The following is a 14,449-nucleotide window of genomic DNA, read 5'->3' as shown; positions in this document are numbered from 1 at the left end:
GCTGCGCCGCCAACTGCCTTCCTTCATGCAATGACGGCTCAGATCTGCGCCGCAAACGGGAAACTGTCTGATGTCCATGACCGCCGACGTCTATGATCGTCGCCAGGATCGCAGGCCGTGGCAAAAGCGACTTGCCGATGCCTCCGAGCCTTATCTTTACAGCGCGCCGGCGCTTATCCTCATCATCGTTGTCATGCTGGTGCCGCTGGTCGTCGGCATTTCCTATGCCTTCCGCGATATCCAGCTGCTCAATCCGTTTTCCGGCGGTTTCATCGGGCTCGAACACTTTGAAACCCTGTCGAAGGACAGAGCGTTTTACACCGCGCTGAAGAATACCCTTTGGTGGACCGGCGCGTCCGTGTTCCTGCAATTCGCCTTCGGCCTCATTCTGGCGCTCTTGCTCGACAAGCCATTCATGGGCCGCGGTCTGGTTCAGGCGCTGGTGTTCTTGCCTTGGGCGGTGCCGTCGTTTCTGGCCGGCCTGAACTGGGCATGGCTGTTCAACCCGGTCATCGGGCCTATCCCGCACTGGCTGTTTGATCTCGGCCTGATGAGCCAGCCAGGAAATATCCTTTCCGATCCCCAATATGCGATGTGGGGGCCGATCATCGCCAATGTCTGGTGGGGCATTCCGTTTTTCGCCATCACGCTTCTGGCAGCACTTCAATCGATCCCGCGTGAGCTTTATGAAGCGGCCTCCATCGATGGCGCTTCGTGGTTCCAGCGCTTCTGGTCGATCACGCTGCCGTTTCTGGCGCCGACCATCGCCATCACCGTGCTGCTGCGTACCGTCTGGATCTCCAACTTCGCCGACCTAATCGTCGTCATGACCGGTGGGGGACCTGCCGATCGCACCCAGATCGTTGCGAGTTACATCTTCACTCAGGCCTTCAAGGCGCTCGATTTCGGCTATGCCTCGGCAATCGCGCTGGTGCTGCTCGTGCTTCTTCTGGCCTATTCCATGCTGATCATCCTGCTGCGGCAGACATTGCTGAACAAGGGGTGAGGGTCATGAAAACATCGCTTCTTCCGACCATCGCACACCGGCTGGCGCTGCTCGGTTATATCGTCTTTGCGCTCTTCCCGCTGTTCTGGCTGCTGAAGGTCTCGGTCACGCCGAACGATCTTCTTTATTCCGAAGGCGTGCGCATGTGGCCGTCGCGGACCACGTGGGAACACTATTCCTTCGTACTGCAGCACAGCGCCTTTCCGACCTTTTTCAAGAACAGCCTGATCGTCTCCGGCTCGACCGCCATCATCGTCACGATCTGCGCCTCGTTGTCCGGTTATGCGCTCTCGCGTTTCAATTTCCGTGCCAAATACTGGATCGTCGGGCTGATGCTTTTGACGCAGATGTTCCCGTTGGTCATGCTGGTGGCGCCGATCTTCAAGATCCTGACGCCGCTTGGTCTCACCAACAGCCTGACGGGGCTGATCGTCGTCTACACCGCCTTCAACGTGCCCTTCGCGACTTTTCTGATGCAATCCTTCTTCGACGGCATTCCAAAGGATCTCGAAGAGGCGGCGATGATCGACGGCGCCACGAAGTTCACGGCGTTTCGGGAAATTATCCTGCCGCTGACGCTTCCCGGCATCGCCGCGACGCTCGGTTTCGTTTTCACCGCCGCGTGGAGCGAACTTTTGTTCGCGCTGATGCTGATCAACGGCAACAATGCCGCGACCTTCCCGGTCGGGCTGTTGACCTTCGTTTCCAAATTCTCGGTGGATTTTGGGCAGATGATGGCGGCGGGCGTGCTCGCGCTCATCCCGGCCGCTCTCTTCTTCCTGCTCATCCAGCGCTACCTCGTCCAGGGTCTGACGGCCGGCGCGGTCAAGGGGTAATCACATGGCTTCGATCGATATCCAGAACGTCAAGAAGGCCTATGGCCATGTGCAGGTGCTGCACGACATCGATTTGCAGATCAAGGACGGCGAGTTCGTCGTGCTGGTCGGTCCGTCCGGTTGCGGTAAGTCCACGCTGCTGCGCATGATCGCGGGCTTGGAAGGCGTCACCGGCGGTGAGATGCGCATCGACGGCAAACGCGTCAACGAGCTGCATCCGAAGGACCGCGACATTGCCATGGTGTTTCAGTCCTATGCGCTCTATCCGCATATGAATGTCGCAGGCAACATGAGCTACAGCCTGAAGCTCCGAAAGACGGCGAAGGAAAAGATCGCCAGCGCGGTCGCCAGTGCTGCATCGAAACTAGGCCTCGATCCGCTGCTCGATCGCCGGCCGCGTGCGCTTTCCGGCGGCCAGCGCCAGCGCGTCGCCATGGGCCGCGCCATCGTGCGCCAGCCGAAGGCGTTCCTGTTCGACGAACCTCTGTCGAACCTCGATGCCCGCCTGCGTGAGCAGATGCGTGCCGAAATCAAGAAAATGCACGGCGATCTCAAGGCCACCTCGATCTATGTCACCCACGACCAGATCGAGGCAATGACCTTGGCGGACCGGATCGTCGCCATGCATGGCGGGGTGGTCCAGCAGGTGGGGGCTCCGCTGGAGCTGTACGACCGTCCCGCCAACATTTTTGTCGCCGGCTTCATCGGCTCGCCGGGAATGAACTTTTTGGAGGCGACTTATCACGCCGGCGGCGTGACGCTGAAAGACGGAACCGTGATCGCCCTGCCGGCGCCGCTGGCACTGGCTGACGGCGCGAAGGTGACCGTCGGCATCCGGCCAGAGCATGTGGTGATGGGCGGTGAGGGGATCGGCATGGTGGCAGGCGTCGATCTGGTCGAGCCGACCGGTTTCGGTATCATCCTGCATCTCTCGCTGCACGGACTGGCATTCAAGGTGTTCACGCTTGATCGCGCGGCATTGTCGGCTGGGCCGACAGTCCGGGTCGCCTTTTCGCCGCAGCACCTCCATGTCTTTGATGGCCAAGGTAACCGCTGCGTGCCGTCATCTTGACCTTTGCCCCGGCAACGGACGAAGGATAGTTTTCCGGAGGGCGAGTGATGCCTCGGTGGTCGGCGGAGATGTGACCGGGCGTAGGGCCACGGTCGGTCCGTTCGCCGCCTCCGTATCGTGAAGTCCCCTGTGTTCGCGCCAAAAGCAGGCATTTAGTCGCCGGCCTTTTCAGGAACCTAGTCACCTTCCGAGTGTTGTCTCCGCATCATTTCACAATCGGGCAGGTGATGCGTGAAGGATCTCGGTAAATCGGTTCGGCGCGTTGCCAGGGAAAATGGCATCGATCTACTTTGCCCATCGCCCGATGGCAGCTTCTCGCGCGTGTCCGACGACAATCTGCAGAAGATGTTGGCAGCGCTTGGTGTCGAGGAAACGGGCCGCGCGTCGCCCAATATGCCAAAGTGCTTTCTACCTCAGGACCTCATAGACGGTCCGACGTGGGGGATCAGTCTTCAACTCTATGAGCTTCGCTCGGCTCGTAACTGGGGGATAGGCGACTTCGCGGATCTATGGTGGATCTGCGATATGGCGGGAAAACTTGAAGCCGACTTCGTCGGTCTCAATCCGCTCCATACCGGCTTTCTCTACGATCCCGGGCGATGTAGCCCCTACGAGCCCTCCAATCGCAGGTTTCTCAATCCGCTCTATATCGCCGTCGATGAAGTTGGAGGATTCGAAACTACGCTCCCCGACACCGAGAGGGTTATTTCTGAACTTCGCTCTTCATCACTCGTCGACTACGAGGCGGTGGCAACAATCAAGCTCAATCAGTTGCGCGCTATCTGGCGATCGACGCGTGGCGCGGACAATCTTGCATTTGATGCGTTTGTTCACGGCTCGGGCGAGGGGCTTCACGCCCACGCCCTGTTCGAAACGCTCTCACGCATCATGTCCGAGGCCGGATATGGAGCCGGATGGACATCCTGGCCCGCACCTTACCGTATCCGCACCAGTAGCGAGGTCGAGAGCATCGAGCGCTCGCATGCGGACGACATTGAGTTTCACAAGTGGCTTCAATGGGTTGCTCATGTGCAGCTCAGCGAGGCGAAGGAGCGATGCCGCCAGGCGGGTATGCGCATCGGGCTCTATCTGGACCTTGCCGTCGGTGAAGCTCTTGACGGATCTGCGACTTGGAGCGACGGAAACCTCTACGTTCAGGGCGCGAGCATCGGAAATCCACCCGAACCGTTCGCGGCAAATGGGCAGGACTGGCGGTTGGCAGCCCTCAGGCCGGACAGGATCACCGAGGGTGATCCTTCATCCTTCCGCCAGTTGATGACTAGCTCGATGTACTACGCCGGCGCGATCCGCATCGATCATGCAGCGGCATTCGCGAGGCTGTTTCTCGTTCCGACGGACGGTGCACCCGCAGACGGCGCGTACGTCTCCTACCCCATCGACGACTTGCTTGCAGAACTCGCCAGAGCGTCGCGCGAAAACGATTGCATCGTGATCGGCGAGGACCTGGGCAATGTCGCCGTTGGACTGCGGGAAGAGTTGGAAGCCGCAAATGTGTTGTCGTACAGGATACTCTCCTACGAGAAATCGGAGGAAGGGTTCATATCCCCCGAAGCCTATCCAGTGATGGCTCTGGCTTGTGTTTCCACGCATGATCACCAGACATTCAATGGTTGGTGGCTCGGGGCAGATATAGATCTGAGGCTCGAGCACGGCCTCGTGTCGGCAGCGACGACCAAACTTCACCGCAAGGAGCGCGAGTGGGAGCGCGATAAGCTTCTGATTGCATGGGACGCGGCGGGCGTGACAACTCCACCGGGATCAGATGATTTCGGGTCGGAACATGATTTTACTCTGGCTGCCTATGCCTATCTGGCCGCTACACCGTCGATGCTTCTTTCGGTGAGGCTTGCCGATCTTACCGATGAGGAGCGGCCGACCAATATCCCGGGGACCGATCGAACCTATCCGAACTGGAGACCGAAGAGCTCGGTGCATGTCGAGAGGCTCGGCGACATGCCGATAATGAAGAAGATTGCAGCGCTCATGCAGGCAAGCCGGCCGCGACGCCAGCGAAGTTCGGACAATATCTGAAAAGATAGAGTGCCCTTAGATCATCTCTGCGGAGATATCGTCCCGAGCCTCGGTCGGATCGACGACCGAAAACGCAATCGAGCACCGAACGCCGGTGGGCTCGAATACCTGTTGCAGCGCTCCATTGAGTTGCCGTTCGACCAGCCGCACGAGAAGCTCGGTCCCCTCTCCGTGTCGGCGGAGGGTGCTGATCGGAGGACCATCATGTTCCTCCCAGAGGACCGTAAGCAGGTTACCGTCGTTTGACCATGACACTGCCACCCGCCCTTCTTCCATGGACAGAGCACCATGCTTCAGTGCGTTCGTGGCAAGTTCGTTGATGGCCAACCCGAGCGGAATAGCGCGGGAGCTGTCGATTTGGACCCTCGGACCGTCAACCCCAATCCGGCCATGTACCGTTCGATAGGGCTCTACCTCGAGGTCGATGAGGTCGGCGAGGTCGATACCCGACGTCTTCGAGATATGTTCGTCGAGATAGGATTGCGCGCGGGACAGGGCCTGGATCCTGTTGACCGCATCATCGCCGGCCTTGCCGAGTGACATCCGAACCAGGCTCTGTGCACCCAGATAGGCATTCTTCACGCGATGGCGCAGTTCGTCGCGGGCAAGCTCGGCATCTTCGAGAGCGCCGGACAGGGCAACGATGAGCCGGACGTTCTCGATAGCTGTCGCGGCTGCACTGGCAAGTGCCGCCAATATCTCGATTTCGGCCTGGCTTGGCTCATATGGCGTCGACCAGTAGGCGCCGATGGCGCCGATCGGATCCTGCGGCCGGATCGGTGTCATGACGATCGCCTTGACGAAGGTGCGCTGATAAAGTTCGTGAGGAACCCTCGGCTCCCTGTCGATGTCTGGTATGACAATAGTCTTGCGATCCATCATCGCCCATCCGCTGACACACGCGGTCGCCGGGAATTTCTCCCCCTTCCAGAGCGCGCCGATGGCATCTTCTTCGATGTAATGGCAAAGATCGCCTTCCCTGCGAATGACGGCGATCCCCTGGCAACCGATCATTCCCCGGGCCGTGGACCTGATGATCTCCACAACATCGCTGGCATCGCGCGCTCCAGCAAGCTGCGCAATGGCATGCGTCAGCGCGGCGAGTGGCGTTGCCTTGGTGGGGAATTTGTTGCCAGCCGTCATCGCGGCATCCTTCCAGGGGAACCGGCGGCCGTCGGTCGGCCGCTTAAAATCCCACTTTACAGAGATATATGTCGCCCGTCTAACGGAAGTGTGGGGTGAAACCTCCAGGAGCCGAAGAATGTCATTCAAACGTGATCCGGTCCGGTCGATATCCATCTGTGCGGCGAAAATGTTCTTGGCGACAGGGCAGACGTTTAATGCGTAGGGAAACCAGCAATAGACACTGAGCTGTATAGGCACCTTGATGATTTGCTAGCGCCGTCCGCCAGCGCGGTGGGTGCGCAGCGCATCGGTGCGATTGCTATTGGCGCCCAGCATCGAGACGATCGCCAGCATCTTTGCGCTCTCGTCGAGTCAGATCCGAGGAGCCAGCGGTGACGGATCTGACTGCCGGTCGTTACCGGTTGCGGAACTGCTGAGGGGACCTCCACAACGTCGACTTTGAGCAGAGAAACGAGCGCTGTCGTCTGGGCATTTCGGGGACATGCTCAGCAATGATCGTGGCCAATTTGCTTCCGCCTTCAAAAAGGTGAGTAAAGTAATCATATTTTATTGATCACCTTAAGTTTACCTCCTATAGGTCGATCGGCGAGCCGCCTCGCCGATGGCTATTCATCGCCGCCTCACATCCATGATCTCGCCGGATCATTCATCGCAATCTGCCGCTTGCCAAAAGGACCGGGCAATGACGTTCTCTTTCAATAAGTATCCTGCACGTCGCCATCTTCTTGGTTCCACCGTGCTCTTTGGCGCGATGGCTGCAGCCTTACTGCCAATGACGGTCTTCGCGCAGGATGCCGCCGGTGACACGACCCAACTTGAACCGATCATTCTCAGCAATTCTGGTGCTGAGACGATCAGTGAAGACAACGACACGATCGTTCCTCGTCGTGCTGTTTCCGCCTTGAAGACCGACACGCCGCTTGTCGAGACGCCGCGCTCGGTTGCCGTCGTCACCCGTGAAGAGATAGAGCAGCGTGGCGCCACCGACATGATCCAGGCGACACGCTACAGCTCCGGCATCTCCACCGGCGGGTTTGGTTACGACCCGCGCTTCGACCAGATCTACATCCGCGGCGTCGCCACCACCATTGCGGGCGATTTCCGCGACGGTCTGCGCCAGCCGGTAATGACCTACGGAGCTTTCACCACAGAGATCTACACGCTGGACCGTGTCGAAGTTCTAAAGGGGCCAGTCTCGGTGATGTATGGTGCGGCGAGCGCGGCCGGCATCGTCAACAAGATCTCCAAACTGCCGTTGAAGGACGCTCATAACGAGGTCGAGTTCCAATACGGCACGATCGGTCGCAAGCAAGCTGCATTCGATTTTGGCGGTCCGATCGGCGAAGGCGACGAGATGTATTACCGCATTGTTGGTCTCGCCCGAGATGGAGAGAGCAACTACAATATCGAGGACGATCGCTATCTCCTGCAGCCATCGTTTACCTGGGAGCCCACCGACGACACCAAGCTCACTGTCTATGGCCTGGCCCAGAAAAGTAAGGGCGAGTCGAGCGTCTGGACCTTCAAGGACGATGGGGAGATCACTCGCGTCAGCGACCCGGACTACGATTATCAGAAAGTTCGCCAGTACCAGCTTGGCTATCAGTTGGAACATGAGTTCGATAACGGCCTGACGTTCCGGCAGAACGCGCGCGTCAGTGACCTCGATCTCAAGGCACGATATGTCGACCGAAGGACGCTATACGCTCCCACGCTGGGCGCGCCGGCCGACAGCTGGATGACCTCGGCAGTCACGGAAGATGTGCGTGCTTACCAGATAGACAACCAGCTCCAGGCCAAATTCGATACAGGCCCCATATCCCATACCATTCTTGCCGGGCTGGATTACACTGCCGTGAACTCGGATTTTGCTACCGGAAGTGGTCTCAGCTTGCCGGGGGATATCGGTAGCGCGCCGTCGCCGGCGCTCACAGGCTTCACGAGCAACGATCTTCGCCAGACGGGATTGTACGCCCAGGAGCAGGCGGAGATCGACAACTGGCGCTTCGTCGGCGGCCTGCGCTACGATTGGCTGCATCAGGAAACCAGGAACAAGGTCGCAGACATCGGGGCTGAGAAGGACGAGGGAGCTCTGTCCGGCCAGGTCGGCCTGCTTTATCTATTTGACAACGGGGTTGCGCCCTACGTGAGCTATGGAACGTCCTTTGTGCCTTCGACGCAGCAGTCAGCCACGGGCGGTGTACTTGATCCCACGAAAGGGCGTCAGATCGAGGCCGGCATCAAGTATCAGCCGGAAGGCGACAACTTCTCACTCAGCACCGCGGTCTATCGCCTCGTTGAGACCGGAAAGCCGCAATATGCAGGCTTTTCAGGACCGGTCTTTCTCTATGAAAGCTCAGGTGAGAATACGTTCACCGGCTTCGAGGTCGAAGGTCGCGCTGCACTCGACAACGGCATCAGCTTGATCGCCGCTTATACCTATACCCACGGAGAAATTACCGAGAATCTCAATGACGCGGTCGTTGGCAATATACCGACGACAACGCCTAGGCATATCGCTTCGCTGTGGGTCAACTACGCTGCGCCTGAGGACATGGCGATCGGCGGCCTCAGCATCGGCGGCGGTGTCCGTGCGACTAGCAATTCCTACACAAGCGATGCCAACACGGCTAAGAATGCAGGCGCCGTCTATTTCGATGCGTCGCTCTCCTACGACTTCGGCGTGAAGTCGCCGGATCTGAAAGGGCTATCGCTTGCGGTCAGCGCGACAAACCTCGCCAATCGCGAGGAACAGATCTGCAATACTGACTCTTGCTATATCGGCCAAGGCCGTACGGTCCTGGGTTCGCTGAAGTATAAGTGGTAGCGGATTGAGCTTCGGCAGATAAGGTTCGTTCATAATTATAGGGAGGTGACGTGGCCTCGGTTCAGCTTGCGCACGAAGCGCCCGATAGGACGAAAGCCTTCGCCGTCGATGGGATCGGCTTGTCGATCGATGGAAACGCGATTCTTTCGGATGTCAGCCTCGACTTCCCCGCAGGGGAGGTCGTGGCCCTTGTCGGCCATAACGGTTCCGGAAAATCCAGTCTTCTGAAAATCCTGGCACGACAGCTGATGCCCTCCGTCGGATCGGTCGTTTATGGTGGTCAGGACCTCGCGCATTATCACGGCCGGGACTTCGCGCGGTCGGTTGCCTATCTGCCGCAGGATCTCAGTACCGGTTCGGACATGACGATTCGCGAACTCGTCGGCTGCGGGCGCTATCCGTGGCACGGGGCACTAGGTCGATTTTCTGATATCGACAGGGAGAAGGTCGAGGCCGCGATTGCAGCCACGCATATCGAGCCGTTTGCCGACCGCATGGTCGGCACGCTGTCCGGCGGCGAGCGGCAGCGAGCATGGATTGCGATGCTGATCGCCCAGGATGCGCGGTGTCTTTTGCTCGACGAGCCTACCGCGGCGCTGGATATCGCCCACCAGGTCGAGGTTCTGTCCCTCGTGCGGCGGCTGGCTCACGAAGGCGGACAGAGTGTCGTCATCGTATTGCATGATATCAACATGGCCGCGCGTTTCTGCGACAGGATCCATGCGCTGAAAGGCGGGCGGGCGGTTGCCAGCGGGACGCCCGATGAAATCCTGGTGCCGGCGACGCTCCACGACATTTACGGTATCGACATGGAGGTCATCGCCGTTCCGCATCTTTCACATCCTCTTGCCTACGCCTGCTGAGGTCGGCCCCGGGATGAATATTTCACGGCGCTCGTTTCTACACTACGCAACGGCGGCAGCCGCCTCGATGCCGACACCGCTCTTTGCCGAGGTTGCCGGGCTAAGAGTCGTCAGCCTCGATTACGGGCTTGCGTCAACGCTCTTGTCGCTCGGATTGCCGCCCGTCGGCATTTCCGACCTTGCCGACTGGGGCAGATGGGTCGTTGAGCCGATGATGCCGCGATCGGTCGTCGATATTGGTAGTGCCTATGAGATCGATTTCGAGATTCTCATCCAGCTGAAGCCGGATGTCATCCTGACGACGCCTTATCTGGACGAGCTATTGCCCAGGCTGCAGCCGATCGCGAAAGTTCTGCGGCTTGAGATATTCACGACCGATTCCGGCCCCGTCCTGCCGGCAGCCATGGCGGCGACGCGCAGACTGGCAGCAGAACTCGGCCGTGAAAATGAGGCGGAGCTATTCCTGGCGCGATCCGATGCCTTCTTCGGTCAATGCCGCGAGCGGCTGGCGGGCAGGGCCGTTCCGCCCGTGGCGCTGGTGACCTTCATGGATGAGCGACATGCCCGGATCTATTCGTCACCCGGTCTATTCCACAACGCACTCGAACGCATCGGCGTTCGCAACGCCTGGACGCGACAATCGAATTACTGGGGTTTTGAGACGATCGGCATAGAGCAACTTTCCGCCATTGCCGACCCGGACGCGCACCTGATCGTTTTCGATCCCGTTCCGCCGGACGTCCTGCCGAAACTTGCCGACAGCCCGCTATGGCAGGCGCTTCCGTTTTCGCGGCCGGGCCGCATGTCGGTCGTTCCGCCAGCGCTGATGTTCGGCATGGTCAATGAGGCCATGCGCTTTGCCGGTCTGGTGACTGATGCTCTGGAAAAAGATGCATGACCGCAGCTCGCCGCGACAATCTCGGGCCAGCGCTCGTCTTTCTCATGCTGATCGTCAGCGGAGGCGCGGCATCCTGGTTTCTCGCGGCGCCTGCTCTATCGAGCGCGGTGGGGCATGGCTATGACATCCCGCGCATGGTGGTCTATTACTCCACATTGCCGAGGCTGGCGACCGCACTGCTCGTCGGTGCGGCGCTCGCATTGTCAGGTGCCCTCTTCCAGCAGGTCCTACGAAACCCGCTTGCCGATCCGACGACACTCGGCGTCTCTGCTGGGGCTAACCTCGCGCTTGTCGTGGTCTCGCTTTTCATTCCCGGCCTGCTGGGTGCTGGCCGCGATGTCGTTGCGCTGCTGGGGAGTGCTGCTGCCGCAGTGATCGTCGTCGGGTTTGGTGCGCGTCGGGGCTTTTCTCCCTATTCCCTGGTGCTCTCCGGCCTGGTGCTGAGCCTCTGGTGCGGAGGGCTGTCGGCGATCCTGACTTATCTGAACCAGCGGTACCTCGCGAGCCTGTTCATCTGGGGATCCGGTTCGCTGGCGCAGCAGAGCTGGGCCATCCCGCTGTCGCTTACGTGGAAAATCGGGGCCGTTGCCGTCGTCAGCGCCCTGTTGATAAGGCCGTTGTCGCTGCTCGATCTCGGCGAGAGCAGTTCCGTAGCGCTTGGGGTGAGGCTCGCCCGTCTGCGCGTCGTGGTCGTCGCCTGTGCTGTAGCGCTTGCAGCCTTTGTCACCAGTGCGGTCGGAGTCATCGGCTTCATCGGGCTGGTCGCACCGACACTTGCACGACTTTCCGGAGCGCGCCGGCCTGTGCAATTGATCGTCTGGTCTCCCTTGATCGGTGCCGGCCTGCTCTTCCTCGCGGATTCCGTGTTGCAACTCACCACCGGCAGTCTCGGCAACTTTCTGCCGACCGGCGCGGTTACCGCCATATTCGGTTCGCCGCTTCTCCTGGCATTGCTGCCGCGTTTGAAGATCCGACACAGGATTCAACAGGCAATACCACTCCGGCGGCCGCGGCCATGGGGTGTAAAGTTGCCTCTCGTCACCGCCATCCTCGGAGTTCTGGTTCTGCTGGTAATCAGTCTTTTCGCCGGGCGGAGCCCTGGCGGGGGCTGGGCGCTCCTTTCCGGCGAGTTCCTTGACGATATTCTTGCTATCCGCTCGCCAAAGATTTTTGCCGCACTTGCATCCGGTGCGATGCTTGCCGTTGCGGGGGCGATCCTGCAGAGATTGACCGGCAACGAGATGGCAAGCCCGGAGGTTCTCGGGATCAGCGCCGGTGCAACCTTCGGTGTTGCCATTGCGCTCTTTGCCGTTGCGCCCGGCTTTTCCGGCCAGTTCGCCTTTGCCGTCGGTGGCGCCGTTTCTGTTCTTGCCGTGATTCTCCTGAGTTCGCGCAGTTCAACCTTTGCCCCGGAAAGGGTGCTGCTGGCCGGCATCGCGCTGAGCGCGATGGTTGATGCGGTGGTCGGTGTCTTGAGTTCGACGGGGGACCCGAGGGCGGTTCTGCTGATGCGCTGGATGAGCGGCTCGACTTATCTGGTGGACGGCACGACGGCTGCGGCGGAAGTGGTCATCGGCGCGGTGCTGATCACCGCAGCGCTATCGGCACGCCGTTGGCTCGACATCTTGCCGCTCGGGCCTGCGCCTTCGGCGGCGGTCGGCATGCCTTTGGCGATGTCCAGGCTGGCATTGTTTGGACTCGCCGGGCTCATGACCGCGGCTGCAACGCTGACGGTCGGTCCACTTTCCTTTGTTGGCCTCATGGGGCCACATCTTGCCAGGGAGGCGGGCCTGAAGCGAGCCATGCCACAGATGGTCGGAGCGGCCCTGATCGGTGGCGGGCTGATGGTAGCTGCCGATTTCGTCGGGCGCACCATCGCAGCGCCCTACCAGATTCCGGCGGGGCTCGTATCGGCCCTTATCGGCGCCCCCTTCCTGATGTTCCTGATGGGCAGAGCGCGCTGATGCGAGAGGCTCGATTCCGGGAAGCTTCGTGGCCATCGGGATGCAATCAGTGCGATTTTCTGTTGACCTTTTATCTAGGCAGTGACCTCAACGCTTTCCGGCCGAGTTGACGGCTTTCTCGATACCGCCCTCTCTGTTCAGTTCGTCCGTAAGCATAGCAAGAAGCCCGGGGAACCGAGCCTCGATGTCATCTCGACGCAACGAGGACGCGCGGCGATTTCCATAATCGATCTGACTGATGAGGCCCGCTTCACGTAGGATTTTGAAGTGATGAGTGAGTGAGGCTTTGGCTACCGGAAAGCCGAAAGAAACGCAGTTGCGCTCTTCGTAGTCCGGAAGCGTAGCCAGAAAGGCAATGGCAGTACGGCGCAGCGGATCGGACAGTGTGGAGAACACGACACTGAGGTCGATCTCTTCGCGTGTTGGCTGAGGAAGAAGTTCTGGCATGGATTAAATTTACGGAAATTGGTGTTCTGATGCAAGCTGAGGTATGGGTTGACCCGTACCTATTTGCGGAATAGGTATGGCTTTCATCATACCAATGCCCTTCAGTTGGGTTTGGCGGCATGCACCGGATTCGTTCGTTGTCGCCGGCTTTCATCATAGAAACGCGGCGGGGACGACCTCGAACCCGCCATGCCAAAAGTGAGCAACATGCCGCAGCCGCAGCTTTTCACACCTTTCAAAATCCGCAACCTCGAGCTCGAGAACCGTATCACGATAGCTCCTATGTGCACTTATTCCGCCGTGGATGGGTGCATGACCGACTGGCACCTTATCCACCTGGGGCAGCTTGCTTTGTCCGGTGCTGGCCTCCTTACGATCGAGGCGACCGCCGTTGTTCCCGAGGGGCGCATCACCTATGCGGATGTCGGTCTGTATGATGATGCGACAGAGACCGCCTTGCGCCGGACACTGGATAGCATCCGCAAGTGGTCCGATATGCCGGTCGCCATACAGCTCGCCCATGCCGGCCGTAAGGCTTCTTCGGATCTGCCGTGGCGCGGTGGCGGGCAGATCGCGGCCGATCACAAGGACGGATGGCAGACGGAAGCCCCGTCACCGGTTCCCTTCAAATCAACGGATAACGCGCCGACTGAACTGAGCCGCGAACGCATGGACGCCATCCGTGATGCCTTCGCAATGGCGGCGGTGCGCGCGGCGCGAGTTGGTATAGACTCCGTCCAGATCCATGCCGCGCATGGTTATCTCCTCCATTCCTTCCTGTCCCCGCTCACAAACCAGCGGACTGATGAATATGGCGGGAGCCTTGAAAATCGGATGCGTTTTCCGCTGGAGGTTTTCGATGCGGTGCGGGCGGCCTTTCCGGTCGACAAGGTCGTGTCGGTTCGCGTATCCGCAACCGACTGGCATGACGGCGGCTGGAATTTGGAAGAGACTATTGAATTTGCCAGGGCTCTTGAACTTCGCGGGTGCGATGCCATCAACGTGTCGACCGGCGGCCTGCACATTGATCAGAAAATCCCCTTGTCACCCAGCTATCAAGTGCCATTCGCACGCGTGGTGAAGGCGGCGGTGAAAATGCCGGTCGTTGCTGTTGGATTGATTACCGAGCCGGCCCAGGCGGAAGCGATCGTCGCTACGGGGGATGCCGATCTCGTGGGCCTTGCACGCACAATCCTGTATGATCCGCGCTGGCCGTGGCACGCTGCTGCAGCTCTCGGCGGAGAGGTGGCCGCGGCCCCCCAGTATCACCGCAGTCAGCCCTCTACATTGAAGTCGCTGTTCAAGATTTGATGCAGCAGTAGACCGAGGACGGTTTGA

General features: G+C 59.7%; 11 protein-coding genes. 9 read left to right on the top strand and 2 right to left on the bottom strand.

Annotated elements, in window-relative coordinates:
• Window positions 1-70: 70 nt before the first annotated feature.
• The 4 genes from BM216_RS00430 (at window position 71) to malQ (ending at window position 4,966) form a co-directional block, all read left to right on the top strand.
• Entirely contained in the window at window positions 71-1,006 is a 936-nt protein-coding gene (locus tag BM216_RS00430) for a carbohydrate ABC transporter permease (protein WP_092993283.1), read from the top strand.
• 5 nt (window positions 1,007-1,011) lie between these two features.
• Complete coding sequence (locus tag BM216_RS00425; protein WP_092993280.1) at window positions 1,012-1,842, top strand: carbohydrate ABC transporter permease; 831 nt, start codon at window positions 1,012-1,014, stop codon at window positions 1,840-1,842.
• A gap of 4 nt (window positions 1,843-1,846) precedes the next feature.
• Window positions 1,847-2,914: an ABC transporter ATP-binding protein gene (ugpC, locus tag BM216_RS00420; RefSeq protein ID WP_092993277.1), complete on the top strand. Its 1,068-nt coding sequence runs from the start codon at window positions 1,847-1,849 to the stop codon at window positions 2,912-2,914.
• A gap of 231 nt (window positions 2,915-3,145) precedes the next feature.
• Window positions 3,146-4,966 (top strand): 4-alpha-glucanotransferase, encoded by a 1,821-nt coding sequence (gene malQ / locus BM216_RS00415; protein WP_244530018.1) that lies wholly within the window; start codon window positions 3,146-3,148, stop codon window positions 4,964-4,966.
• 15 nt (window positions 4,967-4,981) lie between these two features.
• Here the strand turns inward: malQ and BM216_RS33930 are convergent, their stop codons facing one another.
• Window positions 4,982-6,109 (bottom strand): sensor histidine kinase, encoded by a 1,128-nt coding sequence (locus BM216_RS33930; RefSeq protein ID WP_177230661.1) that lies wholly within the window; start codon window positions 6,107-6,109, stop codon window positions 4,982-4,984.
• Between the two features lie 631 nt (window positions 6,110-6,740).
• On the opposite strand from BM216_RS33930, the gene BM216_RS00405 reads away from it, so the two are divergent.
• Genes BM216_RS00405 through fhuB form a run of 4 tightly spaced genes read left to right on the top strand, consistent with a single transcriptional unit; the run spans window position 6,741 to window position 12,664 of the window.
• Window positions 6,741-8,939 (top strand): TonB-dependent siderophore receptor, encoded by a 2,199-nt coding sequence (locus tag BM216_RS00405; protein WP_177230660.1) that lies wholly within the window; start codon window positions 6,741-6,743, stop codon window positions 8,937-8,939.
• Window positions 8,940-8,989: 50 nt separating this feature from the next.
• Entirely contained in the window at window positions 8,990-9,802 is an 813-nt protein-coding gene (locus BM216_RS00400; RefSeq protein WP_092993271.1) for an ABC transporter ATP-binding protein, read from the top strand.
• A 13-nt stretch (window positions 9,803-9,815) separates the two neighbouring features.
• Window positions 9,816-10,700, top strand: coding sequence for an iron-siderophore ABC transporter substrate-binding protein (locus tag BM216_RS00395; RefSeq protein ID WP_092993268.1), 885 nt, complete (start codon window positions 9,816-9,818; stop codon window positions 10,698-10,700).
• Window positions 10,697-12,664 (top strand): Fe(3+)-hydroxamate ABC transporter permease FhuB, encoded by a 1,968-nt coding sequence (fhuB, locus tag BM216_RS00390; RefSeq protein WP_092993265.1) that lies wholly within the window; start codon window positions 10,697-10,699, stop codon window positions 12,662-12,664. The genes BM216_RS00395 and fhuB overlap by 4 nt, the downstream gene beginning before the upstream one ends.
• An 87-nt stretch (window positions 12,665-12,751) precedes the next feature.
• Here fhuB and BM216_RS00385 read toward each other — a convergent pair whose 3' ends face one another.
• On the bottom strand, window positions 12,752-13,111 hold the full coding sequence (locus BM216_RS00385) for an ArsR/SmtB family transcription factor (RefSeq protein WP_092993262.1): 360 nt from the start codon (window positions 13,109-13,111) through the stop codon (window positions 12,752-12,754).
• Window positions 13,112-13,318: 207 nt separating this feature from the next.
• Here BM216_RS00385 and BM216_RS00380 point away from each other — a divergent pair, with 207 nt between their 5' ends.
• The gene (locus tag BM216_RS00380; protein WP_092993259.1) at window positions 13,319-14,422 is read left to right on the top strand and encodes an NADH:flavin oxidoreductase/NADH oxidase; all 1,104 of its coding nucleotides are present in this window, start codon (window positions 13,319-13,321) and stop codon (window positions 14,420-14,422) included.
• Window positions 14,423-14,449: the final 27 nt, after the last annotated feature.

Source organism: Rhizobium sp. NFR07, from assembly GCF_900111905.1.
Classification (GTDB): Bacteria; Pseudomonadota; Alphaproteobacteria; order Rhizobiales; family Rhizobiaceae; genus Neorhizobium.
The sequence above is the reverse complement of the archived record's forward strand: the minus strand, read 5'-3'. Positions and strand labels throughout refer to the sequence as shown.

What these genes read in the sequence shown, in the direction of transcription:
- BM216_RS00385 (WP_092993262.1), bottom strand. Translation starts at nt 13,111, where the DNA reads ATGCCAGAACTTCTTCCTCAGCCAACACGCGAAGAGATCGACCTCAGT.
- BM216_RS00425 (WP_092993280.1), top strand. Translation starts at nt 1,012, where the DNA reads ATGAAAACATCGCTTCTTCCGACCATCGCACACCGGCTGGCGCTGCTC.
- BM216_RS33930 (WP_177230661.1), bottom strand. Translation starts at nt 6,109, where the DNA reads ATGACGGCTGGCAACAAATTCCCCACCAAGGCAACGCCACTCGCCGCG.
- BM216_RS00430 (WP_092993283.1), top strand. Translation starts at nt 71, where the DNA reads ATGTCCATGACCGCCGACGTCTATGATCGTCGCCAGGATCGCAGGCCG.
- ugpC (WP_092993277.1), top strand. Translation starts at nt 1,847, where the DNA reads ATGGCTTCGATCGATATCCAGAACGTCAAGAAGGCCTATGGCCATGTG.
- BM216_RS00380 (WP_092993259.1), top strand. Translation starts at nt 13,319, where the DNA reads ATGCCGCAGCCGCAGCTTTTCACACCTTTCAAAATCCGCAACCTCGAG.
- fhuB (WP_092993265.1), top strand. Translation starts at nt 10,697, where the DNA reads ATGACCGCAGCTCGCCGCGACAATCTCGGGCCAGCGCTCGTCTTTCTC.
- BM216_RS00395 (WP_092993268.1), top strand. Translation starts at nt 9,816, where the DNA reads ATGAATATTTCACGGCGCTCGTTTCTACACTACGCAACGGCGGCAGCC.
- BM216_RS00405 (WP_177230660.1), top strand. Translation starts at nt 6,741, where the DNA reads ATGATCTCGCCGGATCATTCATCGCAATCTGCCGCTTGCCAAAAGGAC.